This window comes from Micromonospora sp. NPDC049301 (assembly GCF_040678715.1).
In the GTDB taxonomy this organism is placed as follows: Bacteria; Actinomycetota; Actinomycetes; order Mycobacteriales; family Micromonosporaceae; genus Micromonospora.
The window spans coordinates 388024-403872 of record NZ_JBFAQO010000005.1 but is presented as its reverse complement, the minus strand read 5'-3'; the positions used below and the strand labels follow the sequence as shown (position 1 = coordinate 403872).

Sequence of the window (15849 nt, the reverse complement as noted above, 5' to 3'; positions counted from 1 at the left end):
CGCCCGAGGGGGTCATCAGGGGCAGCGGACGACCTGACCGGCGTAGGTCAGGCCACCGCCGAAGCCGAAGAGCAGCACCGGGGCGCCCGAGGGCACCTCCCGCCGCTCCACCAGCTTGGACAGGGCCAGCGGCACGCTCGCCGCCGAGGTGTTGCCGGACTCGACGATGTCCTTCGCGATGATCGCGTTGGGGATGTTGAGCCGCTTGGCGATGCCGTCGATGATCCGGGCGTTCGCCTGGTGCGGCACGAACGCGGCCAGTTCCGACGGGTCGACCCCGGCGCGCTCGCAGGCCTGCAGGGCCAGCGGCGCCAGCGCGGTGGTGGCCCAGCGGAAGACCGCCTGCCCCTCCTGCTGGATGTACGGGCGCCAGCCCTCGATGCGGACGGCGTCGCTCTTCTCCGGCGCCGAACCCCAGACCACCGGACCGATGCCGGCCGGCTCGTCGTCGGCGGTCGCGGTGACCACCGCGGCGCCGGCGCCGTCGCCGAAGATGATGCAGGTGGAGCGGTCGGTCCAGTCGGTGAAGTCGGAGAGCTTCTCCGCGCCGATGACGATCGCGTTGCGCGACGCCCCGGCCCGGATGGCGTGGTCGACGGTGCTCAGCGCGTAGGCGAAGCCCGAGCAGGCGGTGTTGACGTCGTACGCGCCCGGCGCGGCGATGCCCAGCTTGGCGGCGACCCGGCAGGCCACGTTGGGGCTGCGGTCGACCGAGGTGCAGGTGGCGACCACGACCAGGTCGATGTCGGCGGCGGTCAGGCCGGAGTTGGCCAGCGCCTTGCCGGCGGCGGCGGCGGCCATGTCGGCGACCGTCTCACCGTCGGCGATCCGCCGGGTGACGATGCCGACCCGGTCCCGGATCCACTCGTCGTTGGTGTCCACGAGCTGGGCGATGTCGTCGTTGGTCACCACCCGGGAGGGCTGGTAGTGCCCCATCGAGACGATGCGACTGCCAGTCATGAAAGTCCTCCGATGATGGTGGGCCGGTGGCCCGGCGTCGTGCCGTGCCGGGCGATGAGGTCCCGCGCGGCGGGCAGGTCGTCCGGGGTGTTCAGGGTGACGATCTCCGGGGCGCCGTCGCCCTTGAGCTCGCGCTTGACCAGCCCGGCGAGTGTGCCCGCCGGCGGCAGCTCGATCACGCCGGTCACCCCGAGGTCGGCCAGCGTGCGCATGCACAGGTCCCAGCGGACCGGCGCGGTGACCTGGCGGACCAGGCGCTGCACCATGTCGCGGCCGTGGTTGACGGCGGCGCCGTCGAGGTTCGACAGCAGGATCCGGGCCGGGTCGGTCGGGGTGATCCCGGCGGCCACCGCGGCCAGCGCGGTCTCGGCCGGTGCCATGTACGGGGTGTGGAACGCGCCGGCCACCTGGAGCCGGATGATCCGGGTCTTCGCCGGCGGCTCGGCGGCGAGCTTGTCCAGCCCGTCCAGCGCGCCCGCCGCGACGATCTGCCCGGCGCCGTTGCGGTTGGCCGGGTGCAGCCCGTGCCTGGCGATCGCGGCGAGCACCTCGTCCGGGTCGCCACCGAGCACGGCGGCCATCCCGGTCGGCTCCAGGGCGCACGCGGCGGCCATTTCCCGGCCCCGGACGCCGGCGAGGGTGATGGCGGCCTCGGCCGACAGCACCCCGGCCAGAGCCGCGGCGCCGAGCTCGCCGACGCTGTGCCCGGCGGTGAGCGTCACGTCGTGCAGCGGCAGGTGCTCGCCGGCGAGCAGCGCTGCGGCGACCAGCAGTGGCTGGGTGCGGGCGGTGTCCTTGATCTCGTCCGCGTCGGCGGCGGTGCCCAGGTGCAGCAGGTCGACCCCGGCCAGAGCCGACCACGAGCGCAGTCGCGCCTCGGTGCCGGTCAGGTCGAGCCAGGGGGTCAGGAAGCCGGGTTTCTGGGAACCCTGGCCGGGACTAAGTACGGCGAGCACGACTATGACTCTCCCGGATAAGCGTGGGTAACGCTGTGCCGGCCTCGACCAAACCACACTAGAACCTTTGGAGGGTTCCTACAAAGATCGGCGGTGATCGTCACCGCTTTGGGCAGGTTTCCGGACGGCCGGGGCCATTGTCTGGCTCGCGACGGGCGGGGTAACCGGGACCACGGGATCCAGCCGGCCGACGGTCAGCGCCACCTGGAGGGCGAACGCGTCCCGAGGAGACAGCGGCGAGAAGCCGGTCACCTCGGCGATCCGGCGCAACCGGTAGCGCACCGTGTTCGGGTGCACGAACAGCGCCCGAGCGGCGCTCTCCAGTGTGCCGCCGGCCGCCAGGAAGGCGTCCAGCGTCTCCAGCAGCTCGCCACCGGCGCGCACCAGCGTCGCGTACACGTCATGCCGCAGGCGACGGCGGGCCTCGGCGTCGCCGGCGAGGGCCCGCTCCGGCAGCAGGTCGGCGGCCGGCACCGGCCGGGGCGCCGTCGGCCAGGCCGGCGCCGCCCGGAAGCCGGCCAGCGCGGCCCGCGCCGACTCCGTCGCCTCGTCCAGGCTGGGTACGGCCGGACCCACCACCACCGGCCCGTCCCCGAACGCGGTCAGCAGCTTGCCGGTGGCCCCCAGCGGGTCCGGCGCGCCGCCCAGCACGATCACCAGCCGGTCGCCGTGCACCCCGCCGATCACCTCCACCCCGATCCGCCGGGCCTGCCGGTAGACCACGTGCAGCACCGCGGAGACCTCCCCGCCGGGGGAGCGGCCGACCGCCACCGCGACCGGGGGCGCGTCCGTCCAGCCGAGCGCCGCCGCCCGGCTGGCCAGCACGTCCGGCGAGTCACCCCGCAGCAGCGCGTCGACCAGCAGGGCCTGCAACCGGGCGTCCCACGCGCCGCGGGACTCGGCGGCCCGCGCGTACACCCGGGCGGCGGAGAACGCGATCTCGCGGGAGAAGCGCAGCACCGCCTCGCGCAGCTGCTGCTCCTCGCCCTCGGCGGCCAGGTGCGACACCTGCTCCTCGACCACGTCGATGGTCACCTTGATCAGCGCCACGGTCTGCTGGAGGGTGATCGACCGGGCCAGCGCCTCGGGAGCGGCGGCGAAGACCTCGTCGGAGACCTCCTGGGTGCTGTCCGCCGTGCCGCCGCCGTCGCGCAGCCACTGCACCAGCGAGCGGGCGCCGGCCTGGGCGACCAGCATCACCCAGGAGCGCTGGTCGGCCGGCAGTGCGCGGAACCAGGGCAGCGTCTCATCCATCCGGGCCACGCTGGCGGTGGCCAGCGCCCCCGCCGCGCGTTCGATCTGACGCAGCGTGGCCGTCAGCTCCCCACCGCCCGGCGTACTCACCGCCCTAGCCTGACATGCGCTGACCTGGATCTTCATGCCGGGCCGGCCGGGCCCGCGATCACGGTGGCGGGGCGGGCGCGGGTCGCCCGCAGCAGCCAGCGCCACAGCCGGGCCATCGTGATCTGGCTGCTCGCCTTTCCGGTCCGGGAGACCCTCTTTCCGCGCCGCCCGAAGCGCTGACCCCGGGGTACGCCGTGCACGACCCGTCGGTCCCGGCCAGTACGGTGACAGGGCACGTCGGGGGGAGCACCCGCGGGTGAGTGCGAGCGGGAGGAGACCGGGATGGCGCACGGGGAGGCCGAGCACGGCTGCGCCCAGGGGGAGCCCTGCCGGCCGGGGCACCACGACCCGCAGGCCGCTGCCAAGCACCGCCGGACGGTCGGCGGCGTGCCGTCGCACCCGGCGGAGCCGACCAACGGCCGGCCCGCCGACCGGGCCGACGACGACGCCGTCGTGCCCCGCCAGCGGACCGCCGAGCCGGCGGTGCCCGGGGAGCCCGAGCCCGACCCGGCCGCCGGCTGTCGCAGCGAGATGCCCGGGTGGGCGGGCGCCCACCGGCACGGCCCGGTCCGGCCGCGTCAGCGGGCCACCCGGCGGGAGCGCCCGCCCCGCCGCTGGTGTTGACCGCCCGACCGCCCGCGACGGTCGGTGCGCGGCCGGGCAGGTGAGTCGGGGTGGCGGGTCAGCGGGTGCGGCGGCGGATCAGCAGCGCGATCCCGGCGAGGCCGACCGTGATGGTCAGCATCACCGCGACGTTGAGCACCAGCAGTCGCTGCAACTCGCCCAGCGCCTCGTCGATGTCCTTGGCCGGGTCGAGAGTGTCCTCCGGGAGCACCCGCTCGCCGCCGCCCACGCCGCCGCTGACCGTGTCGAACTGCCGCTCCAGCGGCACCCCCGCGGTGCGCAGCGTCTCGGACATGCTGAGCCGGCCGAGGAACCAACCCGCGCTGGTCTTGCGGGCGTCCGGCTGCTTCGCCGGTCGGTAGATCCGTGGGCCGCCGACCGCCTTGGGGTAGAGGTCGTACGTCTGCTTCGGCGTCTCCCCGGCGAGCACCACCACCGTGTACTTCGGACCGAGGTTGGCCGCCTTCGGCCCGTTGGGCAGGCCGGTGCGGCCGAGGAAGTTGACCTGGTCGATGACCGCGACCACGTGCGCGGGCTGGGTGTCCATGCGCAACCGCAGCGGCTGGGACAGCCCCGGGCCGGTGATGTCCACCGCGGCGGGTGCGGGCTTCGGTGCGGCCCTGGCCGGACCGGCGGTGCCGAGCGACAGCAGCGCCGCCGCCAGTGTGCCGGCCAGCACGCCGACCCACCGCCTCATCTGTCGGACCATCCCGCCTCCTCGCCCCGTTCGATGGATGGCTTCGCCGTGACGTCCGGATCGATTGGTCGGTGGCGGGACCGACCGGGCGGTCGGGGCCACTCCTCACAGAGTCGCAGAACGTCGATGATTTGCAGCTTGTGGAGCAGTATTTGGAACTATCTGCGATCTCTGCTCGACTAATGAGGAGTCGTTTGATCAGCGGGCGGATCGTACCCTTACGGAGGGGTTCATGGGGGGCAGGGTTACACGTGTGGCGCGGATCGTGCCAGTGGTGCTCGGCGTGGCGTGCGGTGTGTCGTTGCTGGTTCCGGCGACGCCGGCCGCCGCGCACAATTCGCTGACCGGCAGCGATCCGCGCGACGGCGCCCGGGTGGCCACCGCGCCCACCCGGATCGAGCTCCGGTTCCTGGCCAAGCCTGACCCGGCTACGACGAAGATCACAGTAACCGGACCGGACAATGTGGTCGCTGGCGGGCCGCCGACCTTCGCCGGCAGCCGGGTGCGCGTGCCGTTCAAGCCGGCCGCCGCGGGGCTCTACATCGTCGGTTACCAGGTCGCCTCCGGCGACGGGCACCCGGTGAAGGGGGAGGTGCGGTTCACCCTCACCACCGGCACGGCCGCCGACCCGTCCGCGAGCCCGTCCGCCCTGCCATCGGTCAGCGGTGGCACTGTCGCGACGCCGGGTGCTGCGGGCGGCTCGCCGTCGGCCGGGCCGGCCTCGGCGTCACCCGCTGCGGAGGGCGGTAGCCCGACGGCGGCCGAGCCGCTGGCGCAGGAACGCGCCGACTCCGGTCCCCGCTGGTGGCTCTGGGCACTCGGCGCGCTGGTGCTGCTCGCTGCCCTGGTGGGCGGGTTCCTGCTCCGCCGCCGGGCCACCCGCGGCTGAGCCCGGATCAAACGCCTGGCCGACCCCAGGGCAGCCCCGTTGTCCCCTTTGCTCTGCTTACCCGCACGCAACATTCAGCGCATGTTTCTGTTGCGCATTTGTAAGCAGAGCAAAGGGGGCGAGGATGGTTAGCCCGGCTCCTTCAAGGTGAGGCCGCCAGTTCGGTGCGGATGGCGACGCCGACGCAAGCCGCCCCGCGGTCGTCGAGCGGGGCGGCTTGGCGCGGCGGAGGCGGTCAGACCAGGCGGACCCGGGCGGCGCGCATCCGGGTCAGGGTGCGCTCGCGGCCGAGCACCTCCAGCGACTCGAACAGCGGCAGGCCGACGGTGCGACCGGTCACCGCGACGCGGACCGGGGCCTGCGTCTTGCCGAGCTTGAGGCCCCGCTCGGCGCCGACCGCCTCCAGCGTCGACTTCAACGACTCGGCGTCCCACGACTCCAGCGCCTCGAACGCGGCGATGGCGGCGTCCAGCAGCTCGGCGGAGCCGTCCTTCATCGTCTTGGCCCAGGCCGCCTCGTCGATCAGCGGCGAGGCGAGGAAGAGGAAGTCGACGTTCGGCACGATCTCACTGAGCACCGCGATCCGGGTCTGGGCCAGCGGCGCCACGGCGGCGAACGCGTCGGCGTCGAACTCCTCGGGCTGCCACGGCGGCGGCGCGATGGTGCCGGTGCCGGTGAGCCACGGCTGGCAGGCGTCGATGAACTCGGGCACCGGCAGCGCCCGGATGTACTCGCCGTTGAACGCGCGCAGCTTCTTCTCGTCGAAGAACGCGGGGGAGGGGTTGACCTCCTCCAGCCGGAACTCGTCCTCGATCACCGACCAGGGGACGATCTCCCGGTCCCCGGAGGGCGCCCAGCCGAGCAGCATCAGGTAGTTGCGCATCGCGCCGGCGAGGTAGCCCTCGTCGCGGTACGCCTCCAGGGCGACCTTGTCCCGCCGCTTGGAGAGCTTCTGCCGCTTCTCGTTGACCACCACCGGCACGTGCGCCCAGATCGGCGGCTTGACCCCGAGGGCGTCCCAGAGCAGCTGCTGCTTGGGGGTGTTGGGGAGGTGCTCCTCGGCCCGGATCACGTGGGTGATCCCCATGGTCATGTCGTCGACGACGTTGGCCAGCAGGAAGACGGGCGAGCCGTCGCCCCGCGCGATGACGAAGTCCTCGATCAGCCGGTTCTCGAAGGTGGGCTCACCCCGGATCAGGTCGACCACCACGGTCGCGCCCTCGTCGGGCGTGCGGAAGCGCAGCGCGCGGCCCGCACCCGGGCCGAGGCCCAGGTCGCGGTGGTAGCCGTCGTAGCCCTGGTGCTGCGAGCCGGTGCGGGCCTGCACGTCCTCGCGGGTGCAGTCGCAGTAGTACGCGCGCCCCGACTCGTAGAGCCGCTGCGCGGCGGCCCGGTGCTCGTGGGCGTTCTCCGACTGGAAGTGCGGGCCCTCGTAGCTGGTGCGTTCGATGCCGATCCAGTCCAGCGCGGAGAGGATGCCCTCGGTCCATTCGGGCTTGTTACGTGCGGCGTCGGTGTCCTCGATGCGCAGCACGAACACCCCGCCATGCTGCTTGGCGTAGATCCAGTTCTGCAGCGCCGAGCGGGCGCCGCCGACGTGGAACATACCGGTCGGGGAAGGGGCGAAGCGCACACGTACCGTCACGTCCCCCAGCCTACGGCGGCTGGCGACCGCTTTTGGCCACGGCCCCCCGACTCAGGGGACCGAGCGGATCTTGACGACCAGGGCGCTGCCGACGAGGGTGACCGCGGCGGTGACCGCGTACAGCGTCGGGTAGCCGCCCAGGTGCACCACGAGCGGGGCGGAGAGCGCCGGCCCGAGCACCTGCGGCGCCGAGTTGGCAATGTTGATCACGCCGAGGTCCTTGGCCCGGTCGGTGGCCCTGGGCAGCACCTGGGTGATCAGCGCGGCGTCCACCGAGAGGTAGACGCCGTACCCGGCGCCGAGCAGCAGCGCCGCGACGATCGCCATCGGCCAGACCGGCGCGACCGCGAGCAGCAGCGCCGCCACCGCCATGATCAGCCCCGAGGTGATCACGTAGATCTTGCGCCGCCCGGAGCGGTCCGACAGCCGGCCGGCGACCACCGCCGTCAGCATCATGCCGAGCGTGTAGAGCAGGATCAGGACGAGCAGACCGCCCTCCGGGTCGGGGTGGCGCACCCCGTCGGTGAGGAAGTACAGCAGGTAGAGGGTGCCCAGCGCGTTGCCGAGCTGGACCAGGAACCGGGTGATCCAGGCCCAGGCGAAGTCCGGGTGCCGACGGGGGCTGATCCACATCGAGGCCAGCAGCGTCCGCGTCCGCAGCGCCGGCCGGTGCGCGCGGGGCAGCGGGTCGTCCGGGGTGAACAGCGCGAACGGCAGCGACAGCAGCAGGATGGCCACCGCGATGGCGACGTAGCCGGCGGCGTTGCCGGTGACCAGGGCGGTGACCAGCACCGCGCCGAGCACCAGCCCGAGCGCCTGCGGGATGCCCACCCAGCCGGAGACGCCGCCGCGCTGCACGACCGGCACCCGGTCCGGGACGGCGGCGGTGAGGCTGGCCAGCATCGCGTTGAAGCAGACCTGTGCGGCGACCCACCCGAGGGCGACCCCGAGGATGGTGCGCTGCTGGGCCAGCAGCACCAGCGCCGCCGCGCCGAGCACCGCCCCGCCCGCGGTCCAGACGTGCCGGCGGCCGAACTCCCGACCGGCCACCCGCAGGCAGGTCCGGTCGGACAGCGCGCCGGCGAGCGGGTTGGCCAGCACGGCGGCCAGCGCTCCCAGGCCGGTGACCACGGCCAGCATGGTCTCCTTGTCGCCCGGCGCGATCCGCTCGATCTGCTGCGGCAGCAGCACCTGGATCGGCGTGAAGAACGCCATCCAGACCCCGAGGTTGGCCGCGAAGATCAACCCGATCCAGCCGCGCCGTACCGGCACGGTCGGTTCGGCGAGCGCGGCCGGCAGCGACGCCGGGGTCGGGTCGAGGGTGGTCACCGCGCCGACCCCGGCCGGCTGGCCGCGATCAGGTCCCGCAGCCAGGTGTACGAGGACTTCGGCGTACGGGTCTGGGTGGCGTAGTCGACGTGCACCAGGCCGAAGCGTTTGGTGAACCCCTCGGCCCACTCCCAGTTGTCCAGCAGCGACCAGACGAAGTACCCGCGCACGTCCACCCCGTCGTCGATGGCGGCCCGCACCGCCCGCAGGTGCCCGTCGAGGTACGCGATCCGGTCCGGGTCCGCCACCCGCCCGTCCGCGTCCGGCGCGTCGTCGTACGCGCAGCCGCTCTCGGTGATCTCGATCGGGGGCAGTGCCTCGCCGTACGTGTCGCGCAGCCAGCGGAGCAGGTCGTGCAGCCCGTCGGGGGCCACCGGCCAGTCGAAGGCGGTGCGCGGGTAACCCTCCAGCGGCACCAGTTCGAACGGCAGCGGTGAGCCCTCCTCCGCGGCCCGTACGCCGGTCGGGTTGTAGTAGTTGACCCCGAGCACGTCGATCGGCGCGGCGATGGTGTCCAGGTCGCCGTCGTGGATGACGCGGGCGTCGAAGCCGGGCAGCTCCGGGTAGCCCCGGCCGAGCAGCGGGTCGGTGAAGAGGCGGTTGTGCAGCGCCTCGTACGCGGCGCCGGCGGCCCGGTCGGCGTCGCTGTCGCCGAGCACCCGCACCGGCGAGTAGTTGTTGGCGATCGCCACCGGGCTGGCGGTGCGGGCCCGCAGCGCGGCGACCGCGAGCCCGTGCCCGAGCAGTTGGTGGTGGGCGACCGGAAAGGCGTCGAAGAGCAGCATCCGGCCGGGGGCGTGCACGCCCATGCCGTAGCCGAGGCTCATGTGGATGAACGGCTCGTTCAGCGTGATCCAGAGCCGGACCCGGTCGCCGAGGCGGGCGGCGGTCAGGTCGGCGTACTCGGCGAACCGGGCGGCGGTGTCGCGGTGCAACCAGCCGCCGGCGTCCTCCAGTGGTTGGGGCAGGTCCCAGTGGTAGAGGGTGGCCACCGGGTCGATGCCGGCGGCCAGCAGCTCGTCCACGAGCCGGTCGTAGAAGTCCAGGCCGGCGGCGTTGGCCGGGCCGGCGCCGGCGGGCTGGACCCGCGGCCAGGCGATGGAGAACCGGTACGCCGACACGCCCAGCCCGGCCAGCAGCGCGACGTCCTCGGTGTGCCGGTGGTAGTGGTCGCAGGCCACCTCACCGCTGCTGCCGTCGCTGATCCGCCCGGGGGAGTGCGCGAAGGTGTCCCAGATGGACGGTCCTCGCCCGTCGGCCGTGGTGGCGCCCTCGATCTGGTGGGCCGAGGTGGAAACGCCCCAGCGGAAGGCGGCGGGGAACTCGGGCATCGGTGCGGTCGGCATGCGCCCTCCCGGTCAACGTGAAACGTGTTCGGGACTCTAGGACGCTCCGGATGAATGCGCCATAGGCCGGGATGACGACTTACGCAATGGTTGATCGGCGTGTCTTTTTCCGAACCCGTCCAGGTACGTCCGATTTTGCGCATAGAGTGCCGATATCGTGGGATGTCCTCACTGGAGGAAAGACGGAAATGATCCTCGTGGAACGCAGTGCGCACGTGGCGGCGCCGGTGGAAGTGGTCTGGGACGTCGTACAGCGGGCCGAGCAGTTGCCGGCCTGGCTGGCGGGGGTCCGCGCGGCCGAAGTGCTCTCCGGAGAGGGCTTCGGGCGGCGGCAGTTGGTCCAGGCGGGGCGCGGCTCGGCGCACGAGGCCGAGGTGATCGCCTACCAGGAGCCGACCCTGATCGGTTGGCGGGAACGTGCCAAGGGCGCGGGTGCCCGCGCGGAGGCGCGCACCGAGATCTACGTCCAGCTCACTCCGGACGAGGAGGAGGAGGGCGGGACCATCGTGCGGCTCATCGTGGTCCGCTGGCCGGCCGGCCCGGTCAAGGCGGCCCTGCTGCGCCTGGGGCTGCGCCGGGTCGGCGCGGACCTGGAGGACTCGCTGGCCCGGCTGACCGACCTGGCCGCCGTCGGCTGATCCGCCGAGTCCCCGGCGTCACCCGCCCCGGCGGTGGCCCCGGGTCCCCGCCAGGGACCCGGACCGCCGCCGCCCCCATCTCACCCTCCGTCCGCCCGGTCGGTCGGGAGTGCGGGGCGAGGACGCGGGTGCACCAAAAAGGGCCCGGCGCGGGTGCGCCGGGCCCTTCCTTGGTCGTGCTGGATCAGCTGTCGCCGCCGGTCTCGCCGACCGGGGCGGCGTTCACGTCGTCGATCGCGTACTTCTTGGCGGCCTCGGCCGGCACGGTCGCCGCGACCGCGCCGCTGCGGGCGAGTTGCCGCAGCGTGGCGACCACGATCGACTCGGCGTCGACGTGGAAGTGCCGGCGCAGCGCGTGCCGGGTGTCCGACATGCCGAAGCCGTCGGTGCCGAGCGACGTGTAGTCGCCGGGCACCCAGCGGGCGATCAGGTCCGGAACCGCACGCATCCAGTCGCTGACCGCGACCTTCGGCCCGTCCGCGTCGGCCAGCTTCTGCTGGACGTACGGCACCTTCGCCTCGGCGCCCGGGTTGAGGAGGTTGTACTCCTCGCACTGCACCGCGTCGCGGCGCAGCTCCGTCCAGGAGGTCACCGACCAGACGTCGGCGGCCACCCCCCAGTCCTGGGCGAGCAGCTGCTGGGCCTTGAGCGCCCACTGCATGCCGGTGCCGGAGGCGAGCACGTTGGCCTTCGGGCCGTCGACCTGCGGTGCCGGCGAGTAGCGGTAGATGCCCTTGAGCAGGCCCTCCACGTCCACCCCGGCCGGCTCGGCCGGCTGGAGGATCGGCTCGTTGTAGACCGTCAGGTAGTAGAAGACGTTCTCCTGCGCGTCCCCGTACATCCGGTGCAGGCCGTTCTCCATGATGTGCGCGATCTCGAAGGAGAACGCCGGGTCGTACGCGACCACCGCCGGGTTGGTGGCGGCGATCAGCAGCGAGTGGCCGTCCTCGTGCTGGAGGCCCTCACCGTTGAGCGTGGTCCGCCCCGCGGTCGCGCCCAGCAGGAAGCCCCGCGCCATCTGGTCCGCCGCCGCCCACAGCCCGTCGGCGGTCCGCTGGAACCCGAACATCGAGTAGAAGATGTACATCGGAATCATCGGCTCGTCGTGGGTGGCGTACGCCGAGCCCGCGGCGGTGAACGAGGCGACCGAGCCGGCCTCGTTGATCCCCTCGTGCAGGATCTGACCGGTGGTCGACTCCTTGTACGACAGGAACAGCTCCCGGTCGACCGAGGTGTAGCGCTGGCCGTGCGGCGAGTAGATCTTCGCGGTCGGGAAGATCGAGTCCAGGCCGAAGGTGCGCGCCTCGTCGGGGATGATCGGCACCCAGCGCTTGCCGAACTCCCTGTCCTTCATGATGTCCTTGAGCAGGCGGACGAAGGCCATCGTGGTGGCCACCTTCTGCTTGCCCGAGCCGCGCTTGACGTCGGCGAACCGCTCCGGGCCGGGGATCGCCAGCCGCTTGGTGCTGGTCCGCCGGGACGGCAGGTAGCCGCCGAGCTGCTGGCGCCGCTCCTTCAGGTACGCCAGCTCCTCGGACTTCTCACCCGGCTGGTAGTACGGCGGCAGGTAGGGGTTCTCCTCCAGCGCCGAGTCCGGGATGTCCAGGTAGAGGCGGTCGCGGAAGGTCTTCAAGTCCTCCAGCGTCAGCTTCTTCATCTGGTGGGTCGCGTTGCGGCCCTCGAAGTGCGAGCCGAGCGTCCAGCCCTTGATCGTCTTCGCCAGGATGACGGTCGGCTGCCCGGTGTGCTCGGTGGCCGCCTTGTAGGCCGCGTAGAGCTTGCGGTAGTCGTGTCCACCCCGCTTGAGGTTCCAGATCTCGTCGTCGCTCAGCGGCTCGACCATCTTGCGGGTGCGCGGGTCGCGGCCGAAGAAGTGCTCCCGCACGTACGCCCCGGACTCCGCCTTGTAGGTCTGGTAGTCACCGTCGGTCGTGGTGTTCATGAGGTTGACCAGCGCGCCGTCGGTGTCCGCGGCGAGCAGCGGGTCCCACTCGCGGCCCCAGACCACCTTGATCACGTTCCAGCCGGCGCCCCGGAAGAACGCCTCCAGCTCCTGCATGACCTTGCCGTTGCCGCGGACGGGGCCGTCCAGCCGCTGGAGGTTGCAGTTGATCACGAAGGTGAGGTTGTCCAGCTCCTCGCGGGCGGCCACGCCGATGGCGCCCAGCGTCTCCGGCTCGTCCATCTCACCGTCGCCCAGGAACGCCCAGACGTGCTGCTGCGACGTGTCCTTGATGCCGCGGTGCTGCAGGTACCGGTTGAACCGGGCCTGGTAGATCGCGTTCAGACCGCCGAGGCCCATCGAGACGGTGGGGAACTCCCAGAAGTCCGGCATCAGCCGCGGGTGCGGGTACGACGGCAGCCCGCCGCCCGGGTGTGACAGCTCCTGGCGGAACCCGTCGAGCTGGTGCTCGCTGAGCCGCCCCTCCAGGAATGCCCGCGCGTACATGCCCGGGGAGGCGTGGCCCTGGTAGAAGATGTGGTCGCCGCCACCCGGGTGGTTCTTGCCCCGGAAGAAGTGGTTGAAGCCCACCTCGTAGAGCGACGCCGAGCTGGCGAAGGTGGAGATGTGCCCGCCGACGCCGATCTCCGGGCGCTGCGCCCGGTGCACCAGCATCGCCGCGTTCCACCGGACGTAGGCCCGGATGCGCCGCTCGACGTGCTCGTCGCCCGGGAACCACGGTTCGCGCTCCGACGGGATGGTGTTGATGTAGTCGGTGGTGGTCAGGGGCGGTACCCCGACCTGGCGCTCACGGGCCCGCTCCAGCAGGCGCAGCATGACGTAGCGGGCACGTTTGGCACCGCGCTCGTCGATGACACCGTCAAGCGACTCGACCCATTCGCTTGTTTCGTCAGGGTCGATGTCCGGAAGCTGGCTCGGTAGGCCGTCGCTGATCACCGGGCGCTTGCGTTCCGTAGCCACAGGCGTTCCCTCGGTTGTGTGTGGGATAGGTCTCTAGCGCCATCCTGCCCCCTGGTGGCACCCGTCGTCACGTCTAGGTCCCCTTGACGCGACGCTGAACACAGGTACCCGCCGGTAACTTAGCGCTACGGGCGCCTCCGGTCCTTCGGCGTCGTCCGGTGGCAGCGGCTGCTGAGCCGCTACTGCGGCAGAATGCGACGTATGCGCAGTGACGTGATCACCGTCCAGACCGGGACCCGGCCGGCCGTCCGGGACATCACCGCCGAGGCCCAGGGGTTCGTGTCCAGCGAGGGCGACGGCCTGCTGCACGTCTTCGTGCCGCACGCCACCGCCGGCCTGGCGATCATCGAGACCGGCTCCGGCTCCGACGGCGACCTGCTCACCGCGCTGGACGACCTGCTCCCCGTCGACGACCGCTGGCGGCACCGGCACGGTTCGGCCGGCCACGGTCGCGACCACGTGCTGCCGGCGTTCGTCCCGCCGTACGCGACGCTGCCGGTGCTCGGCGGCCGGCTCGCGCTGGGCACCTGGCAGTCGCTCTGCCTGGTCGACACCAACGGCGACAACCCGGTCCGCCAGGTCCGCTTCTCCTTCCTCCCGGCCTGAGGCCCCCGGGATCCGCGCAACGTCGGGGAATCCGCCGCCGCCCCACGTGCCGAGGCGACACCTTCCCTGACGTCGCGCGGACCGCGGCGTGGAGTCAGGGGCGGAGCGTTTCCTGGTCCACCGTGCGCTGGCCCTCGTCCGCACCCGCGCCGGTGGCCGTGCGGGCCGCCGACGGGATCGGGTTGTCGGCCGTCTGGTGCAGGCCGGGCACCCGGTCCTCGATCACGAACGAGGCCCGGGTGTACGCCGGCGCGCCCGGCCGGCTGACGTACGGCAGCACGTCGAAGTCAGCGGTGAGCTGCCCCGGGGTGATCGTGGTGCGGACGTACCCCCGCAGGTTGTTCTGGAAGCGCAGGTGCGGGTTGAACGGGAACCACGGGTGCGACCCAGACGCCGAGTCCGCGCCGTCGCCGGTCGAGGTGATCGAGGAGCAGACCAGCTCGGTGCCGACGGTGCGCGAGGTCGGGTCGGCGTAGTCCAGCTTCAGGTCGCTGGCCCAGTGCGCGTGCACGTCACCGGTCAGCACCACCGGGTTGCGCACCCCGGCGGCCAGCCAGCCCCGGGTGATCCGGTCCCGCGAGGCGACGTAGCCGTCCCAGGCGTCCATGCTGGTGACGGTGAGCGGGCCGGCGTTGTTGTCCCGCTGGGCGAAGAACACCTGCTGACCGAGGATGTCCCAGCGGGCGTCCGAGCGGCGGAAGCCGTCCAGCAGCCACGCCTCCTGCTCGGCGCCGGTGATCGACCGGGCCGGGTCGGAGGCCGCCGGGCAGGCGTCGTACCCGTCGCCGCAGGCCTGGTCGTCGCGGTACTGCCGGGTGTCGAGCATGTGGAAGGTGGCCAGCCGGCCCCAGCGCACCCGCCGGTAGAGCTGCATGTCGACGCCGCGCGGGATGGAGGTGCGTCGCAGCGGCATGTTCTCGTAGTACGCCTGGAACGCCGCCGCCCGCCGGGCGGGGAACTCCGGGTCCGGCGCCTCCGGCACGTCGTCGGCCCAGTTGTTCTCCACCTCGTGGTCGTCGAAGACCACCGCCCAGGGCGCCACCGCGTGCGCCGCCTGCAGGTCGGCGTCGGTCTTGTACTGGGCGTGCCGCTGCCGGTAGTTGGCCAGCGTCCGGGTCTCCGGCCCCTCGTGGTCGCGCGGGTTGCCACCCGGGACGGTGTACGTGTCCGGGGCGTACTCGTACTGGTAGTCGCCCAGGTGCAGGATCAGCTCCGGTTCGGTCTCGGCCAGCCGCCGATAGGCGGTGAAGTAGCCGTGCTCGTACTGGGAGCAGGAGGCGAAGCCCATCGCCAGCGCGGCCGGCATGGTCCACGGCGCCGGGGCGGTGCGGGTGCGCCCGACCGCCGAGAGGTGCCGCTCGGCGCGGAACCGGTAGAAGTACTCCCGGCCGGGCAGCAGGCCGGCCAGCTCCACGTGCACGCTGTGGGCCGAGCGGGTGCGGGCGACCGCGACGCCGCGACGCACGACGTGCCGGAACCGCTCGTCGGCGGCCAGTTCCCAGTGCACCGGGACGTCGCGGTCCGGCATGCCGCCGAGGCCGTCCTCGGCGAGCGGCTGCGGAGCCAGTCGGGTCCACAGCACGAACCCGTCGTGATCGGGGTCGCCGGAGGCCACGCCGAGGGTGAACGGGTAGGCCAGCGGGCGGCGGGCCGCCGCGGCGCCGGCCGCCACCGGCACCCCGGTGACGGCGCCAGCGGCGCCGAGGGCGGCGCCGGACAGCAGGATGGTACGTCGGGACAGTGACATGAAATCCTCCCCAGAGTCCGATCTCTCGTGACTCCGGCAGCCTCGCGAGCCCCGGTGGCCGGCAGGTGACGGCGAGGGCCCCAGCTCGTCGCCGGCAGTCGAACACCGATCAGCACCGTCGATGTCCCGGTCCACTCCGCGCGCC

At 72.6% G+C, this 15849-nt stretch carries 12 protein-coding genes and 2 pseudogenes; 4 read left to right on the top strand and 10 right to left on the bottom strand.

What is annotated here, in order from left to right; all coding sequences use genetic code 11:
• Positions 1-15: 15 nt before the first annotated feature.
• The 4 genes and pseudogenes from AB0K07_RS17675 to AB0K07_RS17660 all read right to left on the bottom strand — a co-directional run bounded on the left by AB0K07_RS17675 (position 16) and on the right by AB0K07_RS17660 (position 3460).
• On the bottom strand, positions 16-960 hold the full coding sequence (locus AB0K07_RS17675) for a beta-ketoacyl-ACP synthase III (protein ID WP_363756255.1): 945 nt from the start codon (positions 958-960) through the stop codon (positions 16-18).
• A 44-nt stretch (positions 961-1004) separates the two neighbouring features.
• Positions 1005-1916: pseudogene (locus AB0K07_RS17670) on the bottom strand (ACP S-malonyltransferase); the annotation flags it as partial.
• Between the two features lie 78 nt (positions 1917-1994).
• Positions 1995-3287, bottom strand: a pseudogene (locus tag AB0K07_RS17665) (helix-turn-helix domain-containing protein); the annotation flags it as partial.
• A gap of 5 nt (positions 3288-3292) precedes the next feature.
• Positions 3293-3460, bottom strand: a complete 168-nt coding sequence (locus AB0K07_RS17660; RefSeq protein WP_363756253.1) for a hypothetical protein — start codon at positions 3458-3460, stop codon at positions 3293-3295.
• A gap of 82 nt (positions 3461-3542) precedes the next feature.
• Between AB0K07_RS17660 and AB0K07_RS17655 the strand changes: the two genes are divergently transcribed.
• A complete protein-coding gene (locus AB0K07_RS17655; protein WP_363756251.1) occupies positions 3543-3884 on the top strand; it encodes a hypothetical protein in 342 nt (113 codons plus the stop codon).
• A gap of 58 nt (positions 3885-3942) precedes the next feature.
• On the opposite strand, the gene AB0K07_RS17650 is transcribed toward AB0K07_RS17655, so the two are convergent.
• Positions 3943-4593: a hypothetical protein gene (locus tag AB0K07_RS17650; RefSeq protein WP_363756249.1), complete on the bottom strand. Its 651-nt coding sequence runs from the start codon at positions 4591-4593 to the stop codon at positions 3943-3945.
• 241 nt (positions 4594-4834) lie between these two features.
• On the opposite strand from AB0K07_RS17650, the gene AB0K07_RS17645 reads away from it, so the two are divergent.
• Complete coding sequence (locus AB0K07_RS17645) at positions 4835-5470, top strand: copper resistance CopC family protein (protein ID WP_363756248.1); 636 nt, start codon at positions 4835-4837, stop codon at positions 5468-5470.
• 235 nt (positions 5471-5705) lie between these two features.
• On the opposite strand, the gene gltX is transcribed toward AB0K07_RS17645, so the two are convergent.
• The 3 genes from gltX to AB0K07_RS17630 are packed head-to-tail and all read right to left on the bottom strand — an operon-like array spanning position 5706 to position 9790.
• Positions 5706-7115 carry a glutamate--tRNA ligase gene (gltX, locus tag AB0K07_RS17640; protein WP_363756246.1) on the bottom strand — a complete coding sequence of 470 codons (1410 nt, stop codon included), beginning with the start codon at positions 7113-7115 and terminating at the stop codon, positions 5706-5708.
• Between the two features lie 51 nt (positions 7116-7166).
• Complete coding sequence (locus tag AB0K07_RS17635) at positions 7167-8444, bottom strand: MFS transporter (RefSeq protein WP_363756244.1); 1278 nt, start codon at positions 8442-8444, stop codon at positions 7167-7169.
• Positions 8441-9790: a GH1 family beta-glucosidase gene (locus tag AB0K07_RS17630; RefSeq protein ID WP_363756242.1), complete on the bottom strand. Its 1350-nt coding sequence runs from the start codon at positions 9788-9790 to the stop codon at positions 8441-8443. Before AB0K07_RS17630 ends, AB0K07_RS17635 begins: the two co-directional genes overlap by 4 nt.
• 188 nt (positions 9791-9978) lie before the next feature.
• On the opposite strand from AB0K07_RS17630, the gene AB0K07_RS17625 reads away from it, so the two are divergent.
• Positions 9979-10428 carry an SRPBCC domain-containing protein gene (locus AB0K07_RS17625; protein WP_074313361.1) on the top strand — a complete coding sequence of 150 codons (450 nt, stop codon included), beginning with the start codon at positions 9979-9981 and terminating at the stop codon, positions 10426-10428.
• Positions 10429-10612: 184 nt separating this feature from the next.
• Here the strand turns inward: AB0K07_RS17625 and aceE are convergent, their stop codons facing one another.
• Complete coding sequence (gene aceE / locus AB0K07_RS17620; RefSeq protein ID WP_363756239.1) at positions 10613-13351, bottom strand: pyruvate dehydrogenase (acetyl-transferring), homodimeric type; 2739 nt, start codon at positions 13349-13351, stop codon at positions 10613-10615.
• Between the two features lie 201 nt (positions 13352-13552).
• Between aceE and AB0K07_RS17615 the strand changes: the two genes are divergently transcribed.
• Positions 13553-13957: a YjbQ family protein gene (locus AB0K07_RS17615; protein ID WP_363756237.1), complete on the top strand. Its 405-nt coding sequence runs from the start codon at positions 13553-13555 to the stop codon at positions 13955-13957.
• Between the two features lie 94 nt (positions 13958-14051).
• Here AB0K07_RS17615 and AB0K07_RS17610 read toward each other — a convergent pair whose 3' ends face one another.
• The gene (locus tag AB0K07_RS17610) at positions 14052-15704 is read right to left on the bottom strand and encodes an alkaline phosphatase D family protein (RefSeq protein ID WP_363756235.1); all 1653 of its coding nucleotides are present in this window, start codon (positions 15702-15704) and stop codon (positions 14052-14054) included.
• Between the last annotated feature and the right edge of the window lie 145 nt (positions 15705-15849).

Coding starts and splice junctions, on each gene's coding strand:
- AB0K07_RS17615 (WP_363756237.1), top strand. CDS start 13,553: ATGCGCAGTGACGTGATCACCGTCCAGACCGGGACCCGGCCGGCCGTC.
- AB0K07_RS17650 (WP_363756249.1), bottom strand. CDS start 4,593: ATGGTCCGACAGATGAGGCGGTGGGTCGGCGTGCTGGCCGGCACACTG.
- AB0K07_RS17655 (WP_363756251.1), top strand. CDS start 3,543: ATGGCGCACGGGGAGGCCGAGCACGGCTGCGCCCAGGGGGAGCCCTGC.
- AB0K07_RS17675 (WP_363756255.1), bottom strand. CDS start 960: ATGACTGGCAGTCGCATCGTCTCGATGGGGCACTACCAGCCCTCCCGG.
- AB0K07_RS17610 (WP_363756235.1), bottom strand. CDS start 15,704: ATGTCACTGTCCCGACGTACCATCCTGCTGTCCGGCGCCGCCCTCGGC.
- AB0K07_RS17625 (WP_074313361.1), top strand. CDS start 9,979: ATGATCCTCGTGGAACGCAGTGCGCACGTGGCGGCGCCGGTGGAAGTG.
- AB0K07_RS17630 (WP_363756242.1), bottom strand. CDS start 9,790: ATGCCGACCGCACCGATGCCCGAGTTCCCCGCCGCCTTCCGCTGGGGC.